The 18,330-nt window shown below is 37.1% G+C and carries 20 protein-coding genes; 2 read left to right on the forward strand and 18 right to left on the reverse strand.

What is annotated here, in order from left to right; translation table 11 throughout:
- Positions 1-2: 2 nt before the first annotated feature.
- Together galE and RK02_RS04660 are read right to left on the reverse strand one after the other, a co-directional pair.
- Positions 3-992: a UDP-glucose 4-epimerase GalE gene (galE, locus tag RK02_RS04655; RefSeq protein WP_016183104.1), complete on the reverse strand. Its 990-nt coding sequence runs from the start codon at positions 990-992 to the stop codon at positions 3-5.
- A 19-nt stretch (positions 993-1,011) separates the two neighbouring features.
- A complete protein-coding gene (locus RK02_RS04660; protein WP_016183105.1) occupies positions 1,012-2,172 on the reverse strand; it encodes a galactokinase in 1,161 nt (386 codons plus the stop codon).
- Between the two features lie 160 nt (positions 2,173-2,332).
- On the opposite strand from RK02_RS04660, the gene RK02_RS12095 reads away from it, so the two are divergent.
- Positions 2,333-2,500, forward strand: coding sequence for a DUF3042 family protein (locus RK02_RS12095; RefSeq protein ID WP_016183106.1), 168 nt, complete (start codon positions 2,333-2,335; stop codon positions 2,498-2,500).
- A gap of 112 nt (positions 2,501-2,612) precedes the next feature.
- Here RK02_RS12095 and RK02_RS04665 read toward each other — a convergent pair whose 3' ends face one another.
- The 9 genes from RK02_RS04665 to RK02_RS04705 form a co-directional block, all read right to left on the reverse strand.
- A complete protein-coding gene (locus RK02_RS04665; RefSeq protein WP_016183107.1) occupies positions 2,613-3,017 on the reverse strand; it encodes a rhodanese-like domain-containing protein in 405 nt (134 codons plus the stop codon).
- A 25-nt stretch (positions 3,018-3,042) separates the two neighbouring features.
- The gene (locus RK02_RS04670) at positions 3,043-4,008 is read right to left on the reverse strand and encodes an ROK family glucokinase (protein ID WP_016183108.1); all 966 of its coding nucleotides are present in this window, start codon (positions 4,006-4,008) and stop codon (positions 3,043-3,045) included.
- Positions 3,990-4,217, reverse strand: coding sequence for a YqgQ family protein (locus RK02_RS04675; RefSeq protein ID WP_016183109.1), 228 nt, complete (start codon positions 4,215-4,217; stop codon positions 3,990-3,992). Before RK02_RS04675 ends, RK02_RS04670 begins: the two co-directional genes overlap by 19 nt.
- A gap of 21 nt (positions 4,218-4,238) precedes the next feature.
- A complete protein-coding gene (locus tag RK02_RS04680; protein ID WP_016183110.1) occupies positions 4,239-4,916 on the reverse strand; it encodes a rhomboid family intramembrane serine protease in 678 nt (225 codons plus the stop codon).
- Between the two features lie 14 nt (positions 4,917-4,930).
- Positions 4,931-5,470 (reverse strand): 5-formyltetrahydrofolate cyclo-ligase, encoded by a 540-nt coding sequence (locus RK02_RS04685; RefSeq protein ID WP_016183111.1) that lies wholly within the window; start codon positions 5,468-5,470, stop codon positions 4,931-4,933.
- A 126-nt stretch (positions 5,471-5,596) separates the two neighbouring features.
- Entirely contained in the window at positions 5,597-5,746 is a 150-nt protein-coding gene (gene rpmG, locus RK02_RS04690) for a 50S ribosomal protein L33 (RefSeq protein WP_002296119.1), read from the reverse strand.
- Between the two features lie 127 nt (positions 5,747-5,873).
- Positions 5,874-6,608 carry a DNA/RNA non-specific endonuclease gene (locus tag RK02_RS04695; protein ID WP_016183112.1) on the reverse strand — a complete coding sequence of 245 codons (735 nt, stop codon included), beginning with the start codon at positions 6,606-6,608 and terminating at the stop codon, positions 5,874-5,876.
- A gap of 106 nt (positions 6,609-6,714) precedes the next feature.
- Positions 6,715-7,167: a hypothetical protein gene (locus RK02_RS04700; RefSeq protein WP_016183113.1), complete on the reverse strand. Its 453-nt coding sequence runs from the start codon at positions 7,165-7,167 to the stop codon at positions 6,715-6,717.
- 228 nt (positions 7,168-7,395) lie between these two features.
- On the reverse strand, positions 7,396-8,616 hold the full coding sequence (locus RK02_RS04705) for a CCA tRNA nucleotidyltransferase (RefSeq protein ID WP_016183114.1): 1,221 nt from the start codon (positions 8,614-8,616) through the stop codon (positions 7,396-7,398).
- Between the two features lie 205 nt (positions 8,617-8,821).
- Here RK02_RS04705 and RK02_RS04710 point away from each other — a divergent pair, with 205 nt between their 5' ends.
- Positions 8,822-9,709 (forward strand): YitT family protein, encoded by an 888-nt coding sequence (locus tag RK02_RS04710; protein ID WP_016183115.1) that lies wholly within the window; start codon positions 8,822-8,824, stop codon positions 9,707-9,709.
- Positions 9,710-9,932: 223 nt separating this feature from the next.
- Here the strand turns inward: RK02_RS04710 and RK02_RS04715 are convergent, their stop codons facing one another.
- From RK02_RS04715 to ilvD, 7 genes are all read right to left on the reverse strand, one after another.
- A complete protein-coding gene (locus RK02_RS04715) occupies positions 9,933-10,478 on the reverse strand; it encodes a ReoY family proteolytic degradation factor (protein ID WP_016183116.1) in 546 nt (181 codons plus the stop codon).
- A 76-nt stretch (positions 10,479-10,554) separates the two neighbouring features.
- Positions 10,555-11,823, reverse strand: coding sequence for a tetratricopeptide repeat protein (locus RK02_RS04720; protein WP_016183117.1), 1,269 nt, complete (start codon positions 11,821-11,823; stop codon positions 10,555-10,557).
- Between the two features lie 152 nt (positions 11,824-11,975).
- Positions 11,976-13,232 (reverse strand): threonine ammonia-lyase IlvA, encoded by a 1,257-nt coding sequence (gene ilvA, locus RK02_RS04725; protein ID WP_016183118.1) that lies wholly within the window; start codon positions 13,230-13,232, stop codon positions 11,976-11,978.
- A 24-nt stretch (positions 13,233-13,256) separates the two neighbouring features.
- A complete protein-coding gene (gene ilvC / locus RK02_RS04730; protein ID WP_016183119.1) occupies positions 13,257-14,255 on the reverse strand; it encodes a ketol-acid reductoisomerase in 999 nt (332 codons plus the stop codon).
- Positions 14,256-14,315: 60 nt separating this feature from the next.
- Positions 14,316-14,792: an acetolactate synthase small subunit gene (gene ilvN / locus RK02_RS04735; RefSeq protein WP_018451669.1), complete on the reverse strand. Its 477-nt coding sequence runs from the start codon at positions 14,790-14,792 to the stop codon at positions 14,316-14,318.
- Positions 14,793-16,478, reverse strand: a complete 1,686-nt coding sequence (gene ilvB, locus RK02_RS04740) for a biosynthetic-type acetolactate synthase large subunit (RefSeq protein WP_016183121.1) — start codon at positions 16,476-16,478, stop codon at positions 14,793-14,795.
- Between the two features lie 22 nt (positions 16,479-16,500).
- Complete coding sequence (gene ilvD / locus RK02_RS04745; protein WP_016183122.1) at positions 16,501-18,180, reverse strand: dihydroxy-acid dehydratase; 1,680 nt, start codon at positions 18,178-18,180, stop codon at positions 16,501-16,503.
- Positions 18,181-18,330: the final 150 nt, after the last annotated feature.

Raw genomic sequence — 18,330 nt, forward strand, 5'->3', positions numbered from 1 at the left:
TTCTATTTTTCATAACCATTTGGATGACTTACATGCCAATTCCAAGCAGTTTCGATAATTTTTTTCACATCATTATATTTTGGTTGCCAGCCCAAAATGCTTTTGGCTTTTTCGCTAGAAGCCACTAATGTACTAGGATCTCCTGCTCTTCTTGGCGCAATGACTGCTGGAATTTCCTTACCAGTTACTTCTCTAGCTGCTGCTAACATTTCTTTTACCGAATAGCCATTGTTACTTCCTAAATTAAAGAAGTTGCTTTCGTTACCAGCCTTAAGATATTCCAACGCTAAAATATGCGCGGCAATCAAATCTTCAACATGCACATAATCACGAATACAAGTACCATCTGCTGTAGGATAATCATCGCCAAAGATTTTTAATTCCTCACGTTGACCTAAAGCAACTTGTAAAATAATTGGTACTAAATGTGTTTCAGGTGTATGATCTTCACCAATACTTGCATCAGCCTTGGCACCGGCAACATTGAAATAACGCAATGCGACATATTTCATGCCATATGCCTGATCACACCATTTCATCATTTTTTCCATCATTAATTTGCTTTCACCATATGGATTTTTAGGATTCGTTGGTGTGTCTTCGGTAATTGGACTTTGTTTTGGCTCGCCATATGTAGCCGCTGTTGAAGAGAAGACAATTTTATTTACACCAAATGCATGCATGGTTTCTAATAACACTTGCATTCCATATACATTATTATTGAAATATTTTAATGGATTTTCTACCGACTCACCTACTAATGAGCTAGCAGCAAAATGAACGACCGCTTCAATGGATTCTTTTTCAAAAACCGAACGTAAAAATGCACTATCACGAACATCGCCTTCATAAAAAGTCGCTTTCGGATGAACGGCTTGTCGATGACCTGTTAATAGATTATCCACAACAACGACTTCATATCCTTGATTAATTAATTGATCTACTGCATGTGAGCCGATATAACCAGCTCCTCCAAGTACTAATACTGACATTTTATTCACCTTTTCATTCTTATAATTTACGTGCACCATCGTCTATGCTAGCTTGATAAATATCTGTGGCATAGCCAATTTTTTCAAGATAACTTGCTTCAACCTTCGCTTTAAAATCATCAAAATCACTAGCCTTCACTAAAGCAATCGCACAACCACCAAAGCCTGCACCCGTCATACGTGCACCTAACACACTTGGATGTGCTTGAGCAGCGGCAACTAAAGTATCTAATTCAATTCCGGTTACTTCATAATCATCTTTTAATGATGCATGCGAACCATTTAATAATAGCCCAAATTCTTTTAAATTACCAGATTGTAAAGCTTTTTTCGCTTTTAAAGTGCGTTGATTTTCAGTAACCGCATGTTTTGCACGTTTAATTAAGGTTTCATCACCAATTAACGCTTTATTTGCTTCAAAAGTAGCTTCATCTAAGTCACCTAATGATTGAATCGCTAATTTAGTTTGTAAACGACGTAAAGCCTCTTCACACTCAGCGCGACGTTCATTATATTTAGAGTCAGCTAGTTCGCGACGTTTATTCGTATTCATAATAGCAACCACATATTCACCAAACGCAGCTGGAATCACTTCATATTCTAAAGTGTTCGTATCTAGCAATAGGGCATGGTCTTTTTTCCCCATACCAATAGCAAATTGGTCCATAATTCCTGAATTGACGCCAATAAATTCATTTTCTACTTTTTTACCAATTTTTACTAAATCTAACATAGTTAAATCTAAGTTGAATAAATCACGGACAATAACGCCAGTTAAAAGTTCAATTGATGCTGAAGATGAAAGTCCTGCACCATTAGGAATATTACCATTAAACGCAATTTCAAAACCAGTGTCGACAACATTACCGGTTTCTTGGATAAATTTAATGACGCCTTTTGGATAATTTGCCCAATCATCTTCCTTTTTATAAACTAATTGATCTACATCAAAAGTAATAACGCCTTTATTTGGAAAATTTTCAGAGTATAGACAAACTTTTTTGTCCTCACGTTTACGTGCTAAGCCATAGGTACCAATGGTAATAGAAGCAGGAAAAACGTGCCCCCCATTATAATCCGTATGCTCACCAATCAAATTAATCCGTCCTGGTGCGAAATAGCTCCCGGTTGCCTCAGTGCCAAATTGCTTGTTAAAAACTTCTTTTAATAATTCGATCATACTATTCAGACCCCTTTGATTTATTTAGTAAATTTATTATAAAATATTTACTAAATTTTTTCAATAGAATTTTTAGATTTTTTAAAGGGGTTTCACTTCCTTTTTTAGCGATTTTGTTACATAATAGAATTGTAATTGAATCTTAAATGAGGTGATGACGATGAAAAAATTCTTTTCTGGCTTTGTAGCTGGTAGTATCGCAACGGTCCTAGCAGCATATGGTACTGCTAAAGTTGTAAAAAAAGTATATATTGAACCTGAAGAAGAAAAAGAACGCGAATTAGAAGCAAAACGCAGGATTGCTCATCGTAAAAGCTTCGCTAGATAAAAAGGATTAGCTAACACGCTCCTTTAAAGACAAATAGAGGTCTTTCCAACACCATCAAATTGGAAAGACCTCTATTTTTTTATTTACTCGCTAATTATGAGATAGCTACTTTTTAATCTTCGTATTTTTTACCTTTTGTTTTACCAGTCCAGCCATCAAAACCTTCTTTTAGAATAAATAGATTTTGATATCCTTTTTTGCGTAATTTTTTCGCTGCACGCGTGCTTAAGGCAATTCGTGTATCATATAAATAAACTGGCTGATCTTTACGAATGCTCGCTAAGGATTGCATTAGCATTGGATAAGGAATATTACGCGCGCCTAAAATATGCCCACTATCAAATTCCTTTTTCTCACGAACATCAATAATCTGTGCTTTACGCATCCCCTCTTTAAAGGCTTCTTGATCAAGTAAAGTAGCAAAACGTTTGCTCATAAACTGATAGTATGCCCAGTTAGCAAACATCGCTAATAATACCAACAAGATAATACAGTTCAACCAAAACCAAAAACTCATGAATGATAAATTCCTTTCTTTGTAACTAATCTAAAAATTGTAGGGCTAGAGAGGCTGCGCCAATTACTCCAGCATCATTTCCTAATTCGGCTAAGCGGATAACCGTACTTTGACGAACTTGTGGGAAAGTATATTCGTTAAAGTATTTTTCCACTCGACTTCTTAAAAACTCACCAGCCGCAGACACACCACCACCAATAACAATACTTGCAGGATTTAAGGTATTACCAATATTACCTAAAGCCAAGCCAAGATACATACAGACTTGATCAACTACTTTTAAAGCTAGCGGATCATTTAGATTGGCTAATTCAAAAACATCCTTACTTGTAATATCTTGACCGTCATCTAAACGACGCTTCAATTCAGAATCACCTGCATATTCCTCAGCTAATTTACGAGCCACACGGACTACACCAGTTGCTGAAGAAACAGTTTCTAGACAACCTTTTTTACCACAAGTACATTCAAAGCCATGTGGATCTACTGTGATATGACCAATTTCACCGGCGCAACCAGCTTTTCCATGGAGCAATTGGCCTTCCATAATGACACCACCACCAACGCCAGTGCCTAAAGTAACGAAAACAACGTCAGGATTATTTTCACCTGCACCTTGCCATCTTTCACCTAGTGCTGCTACATTCGCATCATTATCTAAGGTAAAACGAATACCTGTTCCTTTTTCAATCTGCTCGCGAACCGGTTGCAAAGTTTTCCAATTTAAATTATACGCACCAATTACTGTGCCTGCTATGCGATCTACACTACCCGGTGTTCCCATACCAATACCGATAAAATCATCTGCGCTTAATTGATAAAGTGACAAATGATGATTGATTGATTCAATAATATCTGGAACGATATGACTACCTTCATCTAAAATATTAGTCGGAATACTCCATTTTTGTTGAATTTCTCCATCTAAAGTTAAGATAGCAAACTTAACCGTTGTTCCTCCTAAGTCGATACCTATGATTTTTTTAGCCATCGCCATTCATCTCCTCTACTTTCCTCAATATGATGCTCTCTTTTTAAAATTGCCCAAGCATTTAAATAGGTTGCTTTATCAATTAGCTGGCCTTCATATAATTGCTTGACCTCCATACTCATCAATTCGATATCATAGATTCTTTTACCGACATAAACATAGATACCGAATTGTTTAAGCAATTGTTGAACATCGTACAAAGTTTTCATAAAAAAAACACTTCCTAAGTATTATACTAGTATTTGGTACTTTTTAAAACCGTAGAATAGACAAATTATGCATAAAAAAAGAAAAAGTAAGCCAAAAAGAAGCTGAACAGACTTTTTATAAAGCATCGGCTGCTGTTTTAATGCAATCGCTTGTCCTAAACAAAAACCACCAAGTAATCCGCCAATATGCCCGAATAGATCGATTGAGCTACTGAATAAGCCTAATGCTAAATTCATGATAATTAATAGCAAATATTGTTTCATCATTGACTGCATCATCGGATAATGCTTAAAATGCATCGCCATTGCTACAAAAGCACCAAACATTCCAAATAAGGCGGTACTTGCACCAGCAGAGTGAACATAGGCTGGGTTAAAGGCAAAACTGACAATATTCCCCATCACCCCACTAAGCAGATAAATCAGTAAAAATCTAGCATGACCATAAATCGCCTCTAATTGTTGGCCCATATAATAAAGAACTACCGAGTTAAAGAGAATATGGGTTAACCCAAAATGGATAAATATCGGCGTAACCAAGCGCCAATACTGCTTAGCCACAGCGATTAACGGTCCATTCATCACCCCAAAATATTGAGTGCTTGGAAATAAATAGTTCAATAGAAAAAGACCAATTTGCAAAGTCAGTAAGCTGTAAGTCACATATGGCCCATTCAAAAATTTTTTTACAGGCGTCATCTCGTCCTCCATTTCTAGGCAATGATTATTTGTTGTACGGGTAAATCAAAGCTTTGCGGCTGCCAGTTCGTGATTAATTGCTCTTTAAAGACCAAACTAATTGTCTCACCTGTATAATCAGCTAAATAGCGATCATAAAAACCCCCACCATAACCAATTCGATAGCCTTCTTTTTTAAAGGCCACTCCAGGTACAATTAATAACTGAATGTTCGTTTTGTCGACAAAATGCTGACTAAGTGGCTCTTCTACCCCAAATTTTGTCGTCGTATATTCCGTTTTTTCATCTACAGCATAAAAAGCTAATTGTCTATTAGGTAGACTCTTAGGCACAACAACGGTTTTGCCTTCTTGCCAAGCTAATTGATACAAAGGATAAGTCGCAACCTCTAAAGGTGTTGAGCGAATCATGCCGATACATTCAGCTTGCTGCCAGCTTTTAGTTTGACACAATTCTTGATATAATTGCGTCTCTCTAGCTAATTTTTCTTCTGGTCGATTAGCTAATGATTGTAACTTAGACAAGATTGCTTGTCTAATCTGCTTTTTTTCCATCCTACCTCACCTAGCTATAAAGATCAAATATAGATATTATTCTAACTGATAGCAGCTCTTTTGCCAATGAAAAAGAGGAAACCACCACTGATTTCCTCTTTTTTTAAACGAACGATAATCATCGCATTATTTTGTTTCACGGTGTAAAGTAACTTTTCTTTCACGTGGGCAATATTTTTGCTTTTCTAAACGATCAGGATTGTTACGTTTATTTTTGCTTGTTAAGTAGTTACGTTCTTTACAAGAAGTACATTCTAAAGTAATGTTTACGCGCATGTTTTTCCCTCCTCAAATTTACGTTGATCTCTCCAAGAAATCTCTCAGACTGAATTATCATACCATGTTTAATTAAAGAATGCTAGTCTTTTTCAAAAAAAATGTTAAGTAATTTTACTTGACGTAATTAATTAGCTTTTGCTGCTTGTCCGGTGAGATAATTAATCCGATAGCCCTCTTCAACATTATAGATAAAAACATTATAACTGATTTGGTCATCTTCAATGCTTTTGGCTTGCATCTGTACTCCACGACAAACTAATTCATCGCCAACAAAAATAGGCTTGACCTGATAGCGTACATGATGTTTTGTTTGTTTGATATAATTGGCTACCGGCTGTTCATATTGGGTCATATATTCTTGGTTCATCATTTCCGTACCCGTAAATAAATTTTTCCAATTCGCATTTTCTCCGGTTAATTGATGCGCAATTAAATGTGAACGGTTATAGAGAAATTCACCATTTGACATCTTCTTTTGTCGCCAACCTGTTGGATATACATGAGAAATATCTTCCCTTTTTTGTTTAGGCATTAAATCATAACCTAACATTGCATCCGCTTGGCCCACACGATTTTTCGCATCTAAATCACTAAATTGTTGCCAGCTTCCTTTAGCTAAGGATAAATCAGTAGCACTAAAGGTTGGTTGATTATTATTAATCGTTATCACTATATTTTTGCCATCAAAATCAGCTAGTTGGGTAATGCTATCCATATTTTTACTTATCTGCTGAGTAATTTTAGTTTGTTGCTGTGTTGATGACTGATTAGCCAACTGATCCTGGTTTTTTAGATAAGTAGAGGCAATTGCTAAAATTACCACAATCACTATCGAAAGCAAGCTATACTTTTTTTTCAAATCATTCCCTCCAAAAATTAACTATCGCTTTTATAGTACCAATAGCCAACCTATTTTGTCCATGAAAAAAACCAGCGACTTGAGCCGCTGGTTGCATTTAGCTTTACTAGAAATTTTCACCATAAACATCTTCAACCGTCTTAGTTGGGTCGATAACAATGTATAAGCAATTATTCTTTTCGCTGATTTTCGTTGATTGATGGACGTTATCTAAGCCATCACCATCTTTATCTTCATATGGGAAGTATACTAAATCTGGTGTGCCAGCGCGATAGATAATTTCCATTCTTTCAATGTCCTCGTACTTAATTGCACGATCGAACATACCTAATTCTAAGCCACCTAAATTAATATCTGAAGTTGCTACATTGTCTGCTTCGGGATAAATTTCAATTTTAAAACCTGCACACGGATGAATTTCTACAAATTCACTGCCGTTAATACGTCCGTAACTAGTCGTAATTTGTTTAATCCATAAATCACCGATATGGCGACGATCAATCGTCCAAGTTTCGCCATTACGGAATAAAAATTTTAATGCTTTCATTTCTCTTGCCATAGTATCACTCCTAAAAAAATCATTACTACATATCTAAGTTTAGCATACGATTTCAAAAACGTAAACAAAGTGCAATTTTCACAAGATATTTTTTAGCTGAAAATAATAAAATTTAGTTTCTTCCTTGAAATAATCGCTATATTTCTAAATAACAACTAGTCTTTCCTTTTAAAAAACCAATTATTTTTATAACATTATTCTATTACTTGTTTTTTTCAGATAAAACGCTTAATCTATTTTTTCACAATTCATTTGTTCTTTCGCATAGGCTAAAAGGACCGTTTTTTCATTGGCTATTTCACCATTTAAAACCGCTTGTTCACACAATGTTAATACTTGTTTCAGCCAGCTACCACCTTTACGTTGAAATGCAGTCATTAAGTCATGACCATTGATGGCCAAATCCTTTAGCTGATGAATCGGTAAGGCTTGATAACGTTGTAAGAGTACTTCTGCTGTTTCAGGTAGTTGATAAAGCAGACATAGTTGACTTAGTTTAGGGACAATTGCTGTATTTAAATGATATAAATCAAGCGCTTCAAAAACTCTTTGTTGACGAATAGTGAGCATTTGTAGCAATAATTGAACATCTAGACAAAGTTGATTAGAAGTTTTCCAAGCTTTTAAAAAAGGTTTGACTTGTTTAGACGAAAAACCTAGCTGTGCTAATAAAAGCGCCCAGGCAACCGTCATATCAGCTACCTCGTTACGATTATTATTGGCAAAGGCCAGTAACTGTGCTTGGTATTGCGCTAATTGTGGACAGTATTTAAAACAAGTCGTTTCCACAAATAATAGTAAAGCTTGCGAACGATTTTTTCCAATTAATAATTTTTCAAATTCAATACAGATACGTTCCACTGAGATTTTAGCTAATAAGTGGGCATGAGCAGTAATCGCTTGCTTTGTTTTTTCTTCTAATTGAAAATCAAGCTGCGAAACAAAACGCAACCCACGCATCATGCGCAAGGCATCTTCTTTAAAACGATCTTGCGCTTGACCAACCGCCCTTAAACAGCGATTTTCTAAATCGGTTAATCCATCAAATAAATCAATTACCGTACCATCATGAGCCAAAGCAAGTGCGTTAATCGTAAAATCACGTCTTTTTAAATCTTCTTCTAAGCTACGAACGAAATCCACGTGATCTGGTCTGCGATAATCTTGATAGGTAGATTCGGTACGAAAAGTAGTGATTTCATAGCTTTCGTCTTCGGTTAAAACCAAAACCGTACCATGTTCAATGCCCACATCTATCGTACGATCGAAAACGGCTTTAATCTCTGCAGGAAAAGCACTGGTCGCAATATCAACATCGTGAATCGGTAACCCTAAGATAGCATCGCGAACACAGCCACCGACAAAATAAGCTTCAAAACCGGCTTGTTCAAGCTGATTAATCACAGGCAAGGCCCGCTTAAATTCATCTGGTAAATAAGTTAATTTCATCTAATCTTCCTTACTTTTATTCATAAATTGAATATAATCCTCATCATTATAACATAGCTATAGAATTCTGTCTGAAGATTTCCATAGCGATCTATGTATTTTTGACAAGTTTTACATCTTTTTATCATCATCTTCTTATTTGTTTTTTGCTATTTTATCTGCTAAAGTAGGAGAGTCGGTAATTTATCTAACGGGAGGGATTTTTGTGTCACCGAAAGTTTCATGGAAGCTCTTTTTTGATGTGTTTATTATTATTTTAGGAACAGCTATTTTTAGTTTTGGCTTAGTCTTTCTAAATATTCCTAATAAATTGGCTGAAGGTGGAATCGCAGGGATCACCTTGATTTTAAAAGCATTATTTAACTACAATCCTGCCATTACAAACTTAATCTTAAATGTCCCTATTGTCTTAATTGGTGGGAAAATGCTTGGCCGTCAATCGCTCATTTATACGATTATTGGGATTTTTGGTGTGTCTTTTTGGATTGATTTTTGGCAAAGAATTCCCTTGGTGATTGATTTACAGCACGACTTATTAATTGTTGCTTTAATAGCCGGAGCGGTGATGGGCTTAGGGAGTGGGATTATCTATCGAGTTGGGGGAACCACTGGTGGTAGTGATATTGTCGCACGGATTTTTGATAAAAAATTTGGGATTGCTATTGGTCGAACCTTGTTTGGTTTTGATATTATCGTTTTAATCCTTTCTTTAACCTATGTCGACTTACATCGCATGATTTATACTTTGATTTTTAGCTTTGTTTTCTCACGAACAGTGGATGCTGTGATTAACGGTGGCTATTCTGAAAAAGGTCTGTTAATTGTCTCTAATAAAAGCCACGAAATTGCTGCTACCTTAAGAGAAAATGTCTACCGCGGAATTACCTATTTTAAAGGTGAAGGTGGTTATTCTGGAGAAGATAAAAACATTATCTATATGGTCGTAGGCGTGCGTGAAGTACCCGTGATCAAGCGCTTAGTCCATGAAGTAGATGAGAAAGCCTTCATTTCAATAATCAATGTTCATGAAGTGATTGGAGAAGGTTTTACTTATTTGGTTCCTAAAAAAACGCTGTTAAAACAAAAACGCTAGTGAATAAAAAAGGCTCATCATCAACTAGTATTGTTGACAATGAGGCCTTTTTTTGCTATTCTGTGAAAAGGACATCTTGTTTCACTCCTTAATGGTTTTGGTCGACTTATTTATAGAGGAAACAGATGTCTTTTTCTATTGTTTTGATGATAAAAAAAGATATTTAGTGCTGTCCTCAATTGAATAACAACACTAAATATCATAGAGTCATACATAGCCGTTTTTATACGAATGTTTCAGTCAATTGTTTTAATTGTTTAGAAAGTTCAGCAAATTGCTCTTCATCCCCTGCTTCAAGCGCTAAATCAATTTGTTCAATCAGCTGATTCTTTTGGTTTTGTTTTTCTAACGCTTGAAAATATTCATCTACCTGCTTGGTTGCTTGACTATCTAATTGTTGATTCCAAGGAGCGTGAGGATTATCCTCTAAGGCACCCAAATATAAGGATTCTTGCCAAGCATCAGCAAAACGACACTCAATATATAAATCCTCCTGCCAATGAAAGCGAATCTCATGAAAAATCTGATCAATATCAGTAAAACACTGCTTTTCTTTGTAAAATAAAATATTAGGTTCGCCTTGTTGAGAGGATTGAATCAGTAATCCTCGAGGTGTTTGTTCTACTTTTTCGACAATATGCGCATGCTTTAAAATAGCATCGTGACTAATCAAATAATTAACTAGCCAAGATACTTCACGTCTTGAAAATGTTTGATTTGCAATAAACCAAGATAAAAATTGTTTTTTTCCTTCAATGGTAACATCCATCTCATCCACCTCTTTTATTTACAACCAGCCCACATTAATTTTCCATCAAAGCATTTGCTGTATAGCTAAGTTCATTTTACCACTGATTTTCACTTAATTCATCATAAAGCGCATGTAAGCTTTCATCATGCACCGAATGATTCGTCAAGTAAGCACCCAATAGTGTCAGCGCATCGTTGATTCTACCTTCATCTCTTAAGAAATAAGCATAGTCAGTTAAAAAGGCTGGACTATCGGCCAATTCTTCTTTGGCCATTTCATAATAGCGACTAGCTTGCTCAAATTCTTCTAATTGATTATAGCATTGGGCCACTATCCATAATAAATCACCTTGATAGGCATTTTCAATTTCAGCAAAGTAGCTTAATGCTTGTTCATAATCCGCTAAATAGAAGCTATTTTTAGTTAATGCAACAAGCACTTGGTCGTCTTCCTCACCTAAATTCAATGCTTGTTCTAAATAATCCTTGGCCTTTTCATAATCTTCTAACTGCTGATAGACCTCAGCTAAATGTAAGTAGAAATAAACATAATAAGGATTTTCTTTAATGGCTTGCAACAGTCGATCACGTGCTTTCAGTGGTTGTTGTTCTTGAATATAAACATCAGCTAATTCGATAAATGGTTCTGTTTGACTAGGATCTAACTCAAGTAATTCTTCATAATATGGAATAGCTGATTGGTTTTCTTTTAACTGCACATATAGTCTAGCTAAATGCAATAAGACATCCACACTTTTCTTTTGTTGATAGGCTTGTTGATAATAAGTAACCGCTTCTTCAAATTTTCCTTGATTGGCTAAAGTTAGTGCTAGACGGGCAATGATCGAAACATTGCTATATTCTTTATAACCAGCTGCAAGCAATAGTTCGTACATATTTTGCGCTAAAGCATCACGCTCTGCTAATAAAGCTATTTCTGCATAAGCAAATTGCACCGTTGGATCATCGGGTAATAACGAAAGTAAGGTTTGTAGCTTAGCTAAACTAACTTCTAAAAAGCCAATCATTTGGTACGCATTAGCCATTTCAAAAAGTGCTCTTGGATAATAGGGACTGTTTTCTTTAATTTCATCTAATAAAGAAAAGGCTGTTTCAAAGTCCTCTTCTTCAATCGCAATTTCTGCTAAATAAATTTGCACTAAATCCGCTTCTTCATTCCCATTTTCTTGTAGATGTAAAAATACTTCTTTGGCTTCAATTAAAAAACCACGTTCGATTAATATTTCACCTAACTCTAATAAAATAGCCAAATCATCGTGGATAAGTGCTTGCTGTAAAAATAAATCTGCACCATCAATATCTCCATCCGCCAATGATTGTAACATTTTCTCACTAAACGACATCATAATTCCTCCATTAGCACTTAAATCAGCTTATTATACCATAGATTCAGTCGGTTAGTGAAATGAATAAAGTGATTATTCACTTTTGAGTAGACGAACCAAAAGTCAGCTAACTTGGATGGTTCATGCAAAAGCAAATAATCACTTCTGTTTTAAACTAATAAACTATACAAAGTAGGATGTTCACTTAGCTGAATATAATTTGGATCAAATTGCGTCATTCGCTCTAGTAATACTGGTACATCCGCTTTATCTTTTGAAAGCAAGCCCAAAACTACCGGTCCTGTTCCACGATTGACTTTTTTGGTATATTCAAACAAAGTAATATCATCATTTGGTCCAAGCACTTCAGTAACAAATTCTTTTAAGGCACCGGGACGTTGAGGAAAATTCACGACAAAATAATTAATTAAGCCCTGATAAATCAATGAACGTTCCTCAATTTCAGCCATTCGATTGATGTCATTATTCCCACCACTAATGACACAAATAACCGTTTGACCAACAATTTCATCCTTCATTAATTCTAAAGCCGCTACACTTAAAGCCCCAGCTGGCTCAGCAACAATCGCTTGTTTACTATAAAGATCTAAAATCGTTGAACAGACTAACCCTTCTTCTACGCTTAACACTTGGTCGACAAAAAGCTTAGCAATTTCAAGAGTATGTTGGCCGACTTCTTGTACAGCAGCGCCATCGACAAATTTATCAATTTTAGGTAAGCGAACCGGATGCCCGACTGCTAGGGCTGCTTGCATGGAAGGAGCCCCAGTTGGTTCAACCCCAATCACTTTGGTCTTGGGGCTGACCGCTTTTACATAGGTACTCACACCACCAATTAGACCACCACCACCAATCGCAGCCAGCACTAGGTCAGCTTGGACTTGTTTTTGCGCTAAATCGTGCATCATCTCAAGCGCTAAAGTTCCTTGTCCAGCAATAATATCTTCATCATCAAACGGATCGATAAACGCCATTTGATAAGCTTTGGCATAATCTTTGGCAGCTTTGGCTGAAGCATCGAAGGTATCGCCTACCAACTGAATGTTTACATAATCACCACCAAAGAAGGACACTTGTGAGATTTTTTGAGCCGGTGTAGTGGTCGGCATAAAGATAACTGCTTGCACCTTAATCTCGTTACAGGTATAGGCAACCCCTTGCGCGTGATTACCGGCACTAGCACACACAACGCCATTGGCTAGCTCTTCTTTTGAACGATTTTTTATCGCATAATAGGCGCCTCTTAATTTAAAGGAACGAACTTTTTGCAGATCTTCTCTTTTTAAATAAATATTTGCTTGATACTTTTCAGAAAGATAACGGTCATATTGTAAGGGTGTATGGCTAACAGCAGTTTTCAAGACTTCATAAGCCTGCTCGACTGCTTGTTTGGTTATGATGGTCAAAATTCTTCACTTCCTACTTATTTCTTAATCATTTGGATTTTGAACAAACGGCATCATTTTGCGTAATTTAGCGCCCACTGCTTCAATTGGATGACCCGCATTAGTTGCTCGCATTTCTTTAAATTTAGGGAAACCAGCTTTGTTATCTTCAACAAATCCTTTGGCAAATGAACCATTTTGGATATCTGCTAACACAGCTTTCATATTCGCTTTTGTTTGTTCTGTAATGACGCGTGGTCCTGATACATAGTCACCATATTCTGCTGTATTTGAAATAGATTGACGCATTTTATCAAAGCCACCTTCATAGATTAAATCTACAATCAATTTCATTTCATGGCAAACTTCAAAGTAAGCTAATTCTGGTTGATATCCTGCTTCCACTAAGGTTTCAAAGCCAGCTTCAATCATACTAGTTAAACCACCACAAAGCACAGCTTGTTCACCGAATAGGTCTGTTTCAGTTTCTTCTTTAAAGGTTGTCTCTAACACACCCACTCTAGTAGAACCAATGCCCTTTGCATATGATAATGCGATATCACGAGCGTTACCTGTTGCATCTTGATAGACCGCAAAAAGAGAAGGTACCGCAAAACCATCAACAAAAGTACGACGAACTAAATGACCTGGTCCTTTTGGTGCAACTAAAAATACATCAACCTCTTTTGGTGGATTAATTACATCAAAGTGAATATTGAAACCATGGGCAAAAGCTAATGCATTACCAGCAACTAAGTTTGGCTTAATTTCATTTTCGTATAATGCCCCTTGAATTTCATCTGGTGCTAAAATCATCACTACATCTGCTTTAGCCGTTGCAGTAGCTACATCAAAAACTTCAAAACCATCTTCACGAGCTTTTTGGGCAGATTTTCCTTCACGAATACCGATGATGACTTGATTACCGTTATCGCGTAAATTTTGTGCATGCGCATGGCCTTGTGATCCATAACCAACAATAGCAATCACTTTTCCTTGTAGTGCATTTTCCTTAACTGAATCTTCATAATAAACTTGAACCATATTTCTTTCCTCCAATAACTTTTTTCAAAGTCCTTTTTTTATATTAAAAGCATAGTGCTTTTAACCACGAATTAAACTGGTAACGCCTGTTCTAGCCATTCTCTTAATACCATAAGGCTTCAATAATTCAATACAAGCTTCGACTTTATCTGGATGGCCGACCACCTGAATGGTAATGGTAGAAGCTGCCACATCGACAATGTCTGCTCTAAATGGTGAAACCATTGCCTGAATTTCTAACCGTAAATTAGCTGGTGCATTGACCTTAATTAAAGCAAGCTCTCTTTCAACATGAGGGGTATGCGTTAAATCAGTCACTTTTAACACTTCAATTTGTTTATTTAACTGTTTGATTACTTGCTCGGCGTCGGCTTCAGATTCTACGTTAAACGATATGGTCATACGAGAGATATCTTTTCTTTCAACTGTCCCTACTGAAATACTTTCGATATTCACTTGACGGCGATTTAAGGTACTAGTAATCCGGCTTAGCACACCAGCTTGATTATAAACGACCGCTGTCACTGTTCTTCTCATTTACTTCACCCCAATCATTTTATGGTTTGGTGCCCCAGCAGCAACCATTGGTAAAACATGCTCATCAGCTGGAATTTCAACCTCTATTAACACAGGTCCTTCTAGAGCAAAAGCTGCTTTCAAATCTTCCTCAATCGTTTTAGGATTACTTAAGCGCACTCCCTTCACATGATAAGCTTCGGCCAATTTCATAAAATCAGGTTGGGTATGAAACTCTGAAGAAGAATATCTCGCACCATGGAATTTTTCTTGCCATTGATGGACCATGCCTAAAACATGATTATTCATCAATACAAACTTAATATCTAATTGATGTTCATTTAAAATAGCAAATTCTTGATTGGTCATCTGGAAGCCACCATCCCCAACAAAGACTACTACTTGACGATTAGGATGGGCGAATTTGGCACCAATCCCAGCTGGAATACCATAGCCCATTGTGCCCAGCCCGCCAGAAGTGATTAACTGTCTTGGGAAGGTAAATGGATAAAATTGTGCTACCCACATTTGATGTTGACCAACATCGGTTACAACATAAGCATTCGATTCAGTAATTTCACCGACAATTTCCACTACCTTTTGTGGCTTAATCTCATCAGTCGTTTCATCATAATACAATGGATGGTTGACTTGTCTTTCATGACATTCATCAAGCCATTCTTGATAATGCCCGGCTGGAATATCTAACTCTAGCATTTTTTTCAACGCATCCTTAGCATCGGCAACGACTGGAATATCTGTGCGAATAACCTTACCAATTTCGGCTGGATCAATATCAATATGCGCAATCTTCGCATTGGGAGCAAAGCTTTTTGGTGAAGTAGCCAAACGATCGGCAAACCTAGAACCAATATTGATTAAATAATCACAGGTAGATAACGCCATATTCGCAGCATAAGTTCCATGCATCCCACCCATTCCTAGATTTAATGGATGCCTACTTGGTACTGTACCTAAAGCCATCATGGTTTCAACTACAGGAATTTGATACTTATCAACAAACGTCCGTAATTCCTCGGTTGCATTGGCATAACTGACTCCAGCGCCAACTAGTAATAAAGGTTTTTTCGCACGCTTCAATTGCTTCATTACTTTTTCAATTTGCAACATTGAAGCTGAAGTATTGGGTTGATAACTAGGGATATTTACTTCAAATTGTTCCATAAAATCTCCCATTGCTTGGCTAATATCCTTAGGTAAGTCAATCACCACCGGCCCCGGTCGGCCTGTTGAAGCGATATGAAAAGCTTCATGAACAATTCTTTGTAAATCATGAATATCCCGCACTTGAAAATTGTGTTTAGTAATCGGTAAAGTAATCCCTAAAATATCCGCTTCCTGAAAAGCATCGGTACCAATTCCGTTGGTGCCTACTTGGCCTGTAATCACCACTAAAGGTAGCGAATCACTCATTGCATCTGCAATTCCAGTAATCGCATTGGTCGCTCCAGGGCCACTGGTCACCACCACAACACCCGGTTTACCAGTCACTCTTGCATAGCCTTCAGCAGCATGAACGGCTCCTTGTTCATGACGTGTTAAGACATTTGGAATGTCAAAATCATACATGGCATCATAAAGTGGTAAAACCGCTCCTCCAGGATAACCAAAAATTAACTCAACCTTTTCTTTTTTCAAACTTGCTAACAAAAGCTCAGAACCATTAAGCTTTGTCTGATTTTCCATATAATCCCCTCAATTCTCTTGTTTACTCCGTTATCCGCATAATACCACCAGTATTGGCTGAAGTAACTAGCGCTGTATAACGTGCTAGCCAGCCTTTTTTCACCTTAAATTCAAATTTAGGTAAATTTTCTTTTCGCTTAGCTAATTCTTCCTCACTAACTGATACGTTTAATGTACGATTGGTTAAATCAATGGTAATTTCATCCCCATCTTGAACCAAAGCTAACGGTCCACCAGCAGCTGCTTCTGGTGAAATGTGACCAACAGCAATCCCACGAGTCGCTCCTGAAAAACGACCATCTGTAATTAAAGCTACCTCACGACCTAAGCCACGACCAACGATACTTGAAGTCGGTGCTAACATTTCCGGCATTCCTGGACCACCTTTTGGCCCTTCATAGCGAATCACTACAACATGCCCTTTTTGTACTGTTCCATTATCAATTGCTGCCACCGCTTCATCATGAGAGTTAAAGCAAATCGCCTTACCGGTAAAGCTTTGAATATCTGGATCAACTCCACCAACTTTAATCACTGAGCCATCCGGAGCAATATTCCCATAAAGAATAGATAGACCGCCGACTGGACTATACGGATTATCCTTAGTTCTAATAACTTCTGGATTGTTAATTTTGGCGTCTTGGACATTTTCACGAATAGTTTTCCCGGTAACAGTTATACGGTCAGGATGAATAGCTCCCGGTACATCAATTAATTCTTTAATAATGGCACTCACGCCACCTGCTTCATGTACATCATGCATCGAATAAGCTGATGATGGAGCGATTTTTGATAGATAAGGTACGCGCTTAGCTATCTCATTAATATCTTCTAAGTTATAATTGATTTCTGCCTCATTAGCGATGGCTAACGTATGCAATACAGTATTGGTTGATCCGCCCATCGCCATATCTAAAGCAAATGCATCGTCAATGGCTTCTTTGGTTACAATATCACGTGGTTTGATTTGTTTTTTCACTAAATCCATTAGATGAAAGGCGGCTTGCCGAACTAATTGGCGACGGTCTTGAGAAACAGCTAAAGTGGTACCGTTACCTGGTAAAGCCAAACCTAAAATCTCTAATAAGCAATTCATCGAGTTAGCGGTAAACATCCCTGCACAAGAGCCACAAGTTGGACAAGCATTTTGTTCCATAAATTGAAACTCATCATTGGTTAAATTCCCTGCTTTATAAGCCCCCACGGCTTCAAACATGGTCGATAAGGTCATTTGATGACCACGCGGATCAATTCCCGCTTTCATCGGACCACCAGAACAAAAGATAGCTGGAACATTGGTACGCATCGCTGCCATAATCATCCCCGGCGTAATTTTGTCACAGTTTGGAATATAAAAGACTCCATCAAACCAGTGGGCATTAATCACTGTTTCAGCAGCATCAGCAATTAATTCTCTACTTGGTAAAGAATAGCGCATACCGATATGTCCCATGGCAATCCCATCATCGACACCAATTGTATTAAACTCAAATGGAATCCCGCCAGCTTCTCTAATCGCTTCTTTGGCAATTTCCGCTAATTCTCTTAAATGAACATGGCCAGGTACAATATCAATATAGGAATTACAAATTGCGATAAACGGCTTTTCCATATCCTTTGCACTTTTCACTTGACCAGTTGCATATAATAAACTTCTAGCTGGTGCAGCATCAATACCTTTTTTTATTTGATCACTTCTCAATCGTCTCACTCCAAATCATCAATTTAATAATAGCTTTCATGTTTTTAAACGACTAGCTCAGCCAATCATTCCATCTGACCAGTAAAAATCTTGAAAGGAAAGCGATGAAAATTTTCGCTAGTCCGGATTTTTGGTAGCTAATCAATTTGC

Source organism: Enterococcus columbae DSM 7374 = ATCC 51263, from assembly GCF_000406925.1.
In the GTDB taxonomy this organism is placed as follows: Bacteria; Bacillota; Bacilli; order Lactobacillales; family Enterococcaceae; genus Enterococcus_E; species Enterococcus_E columbae.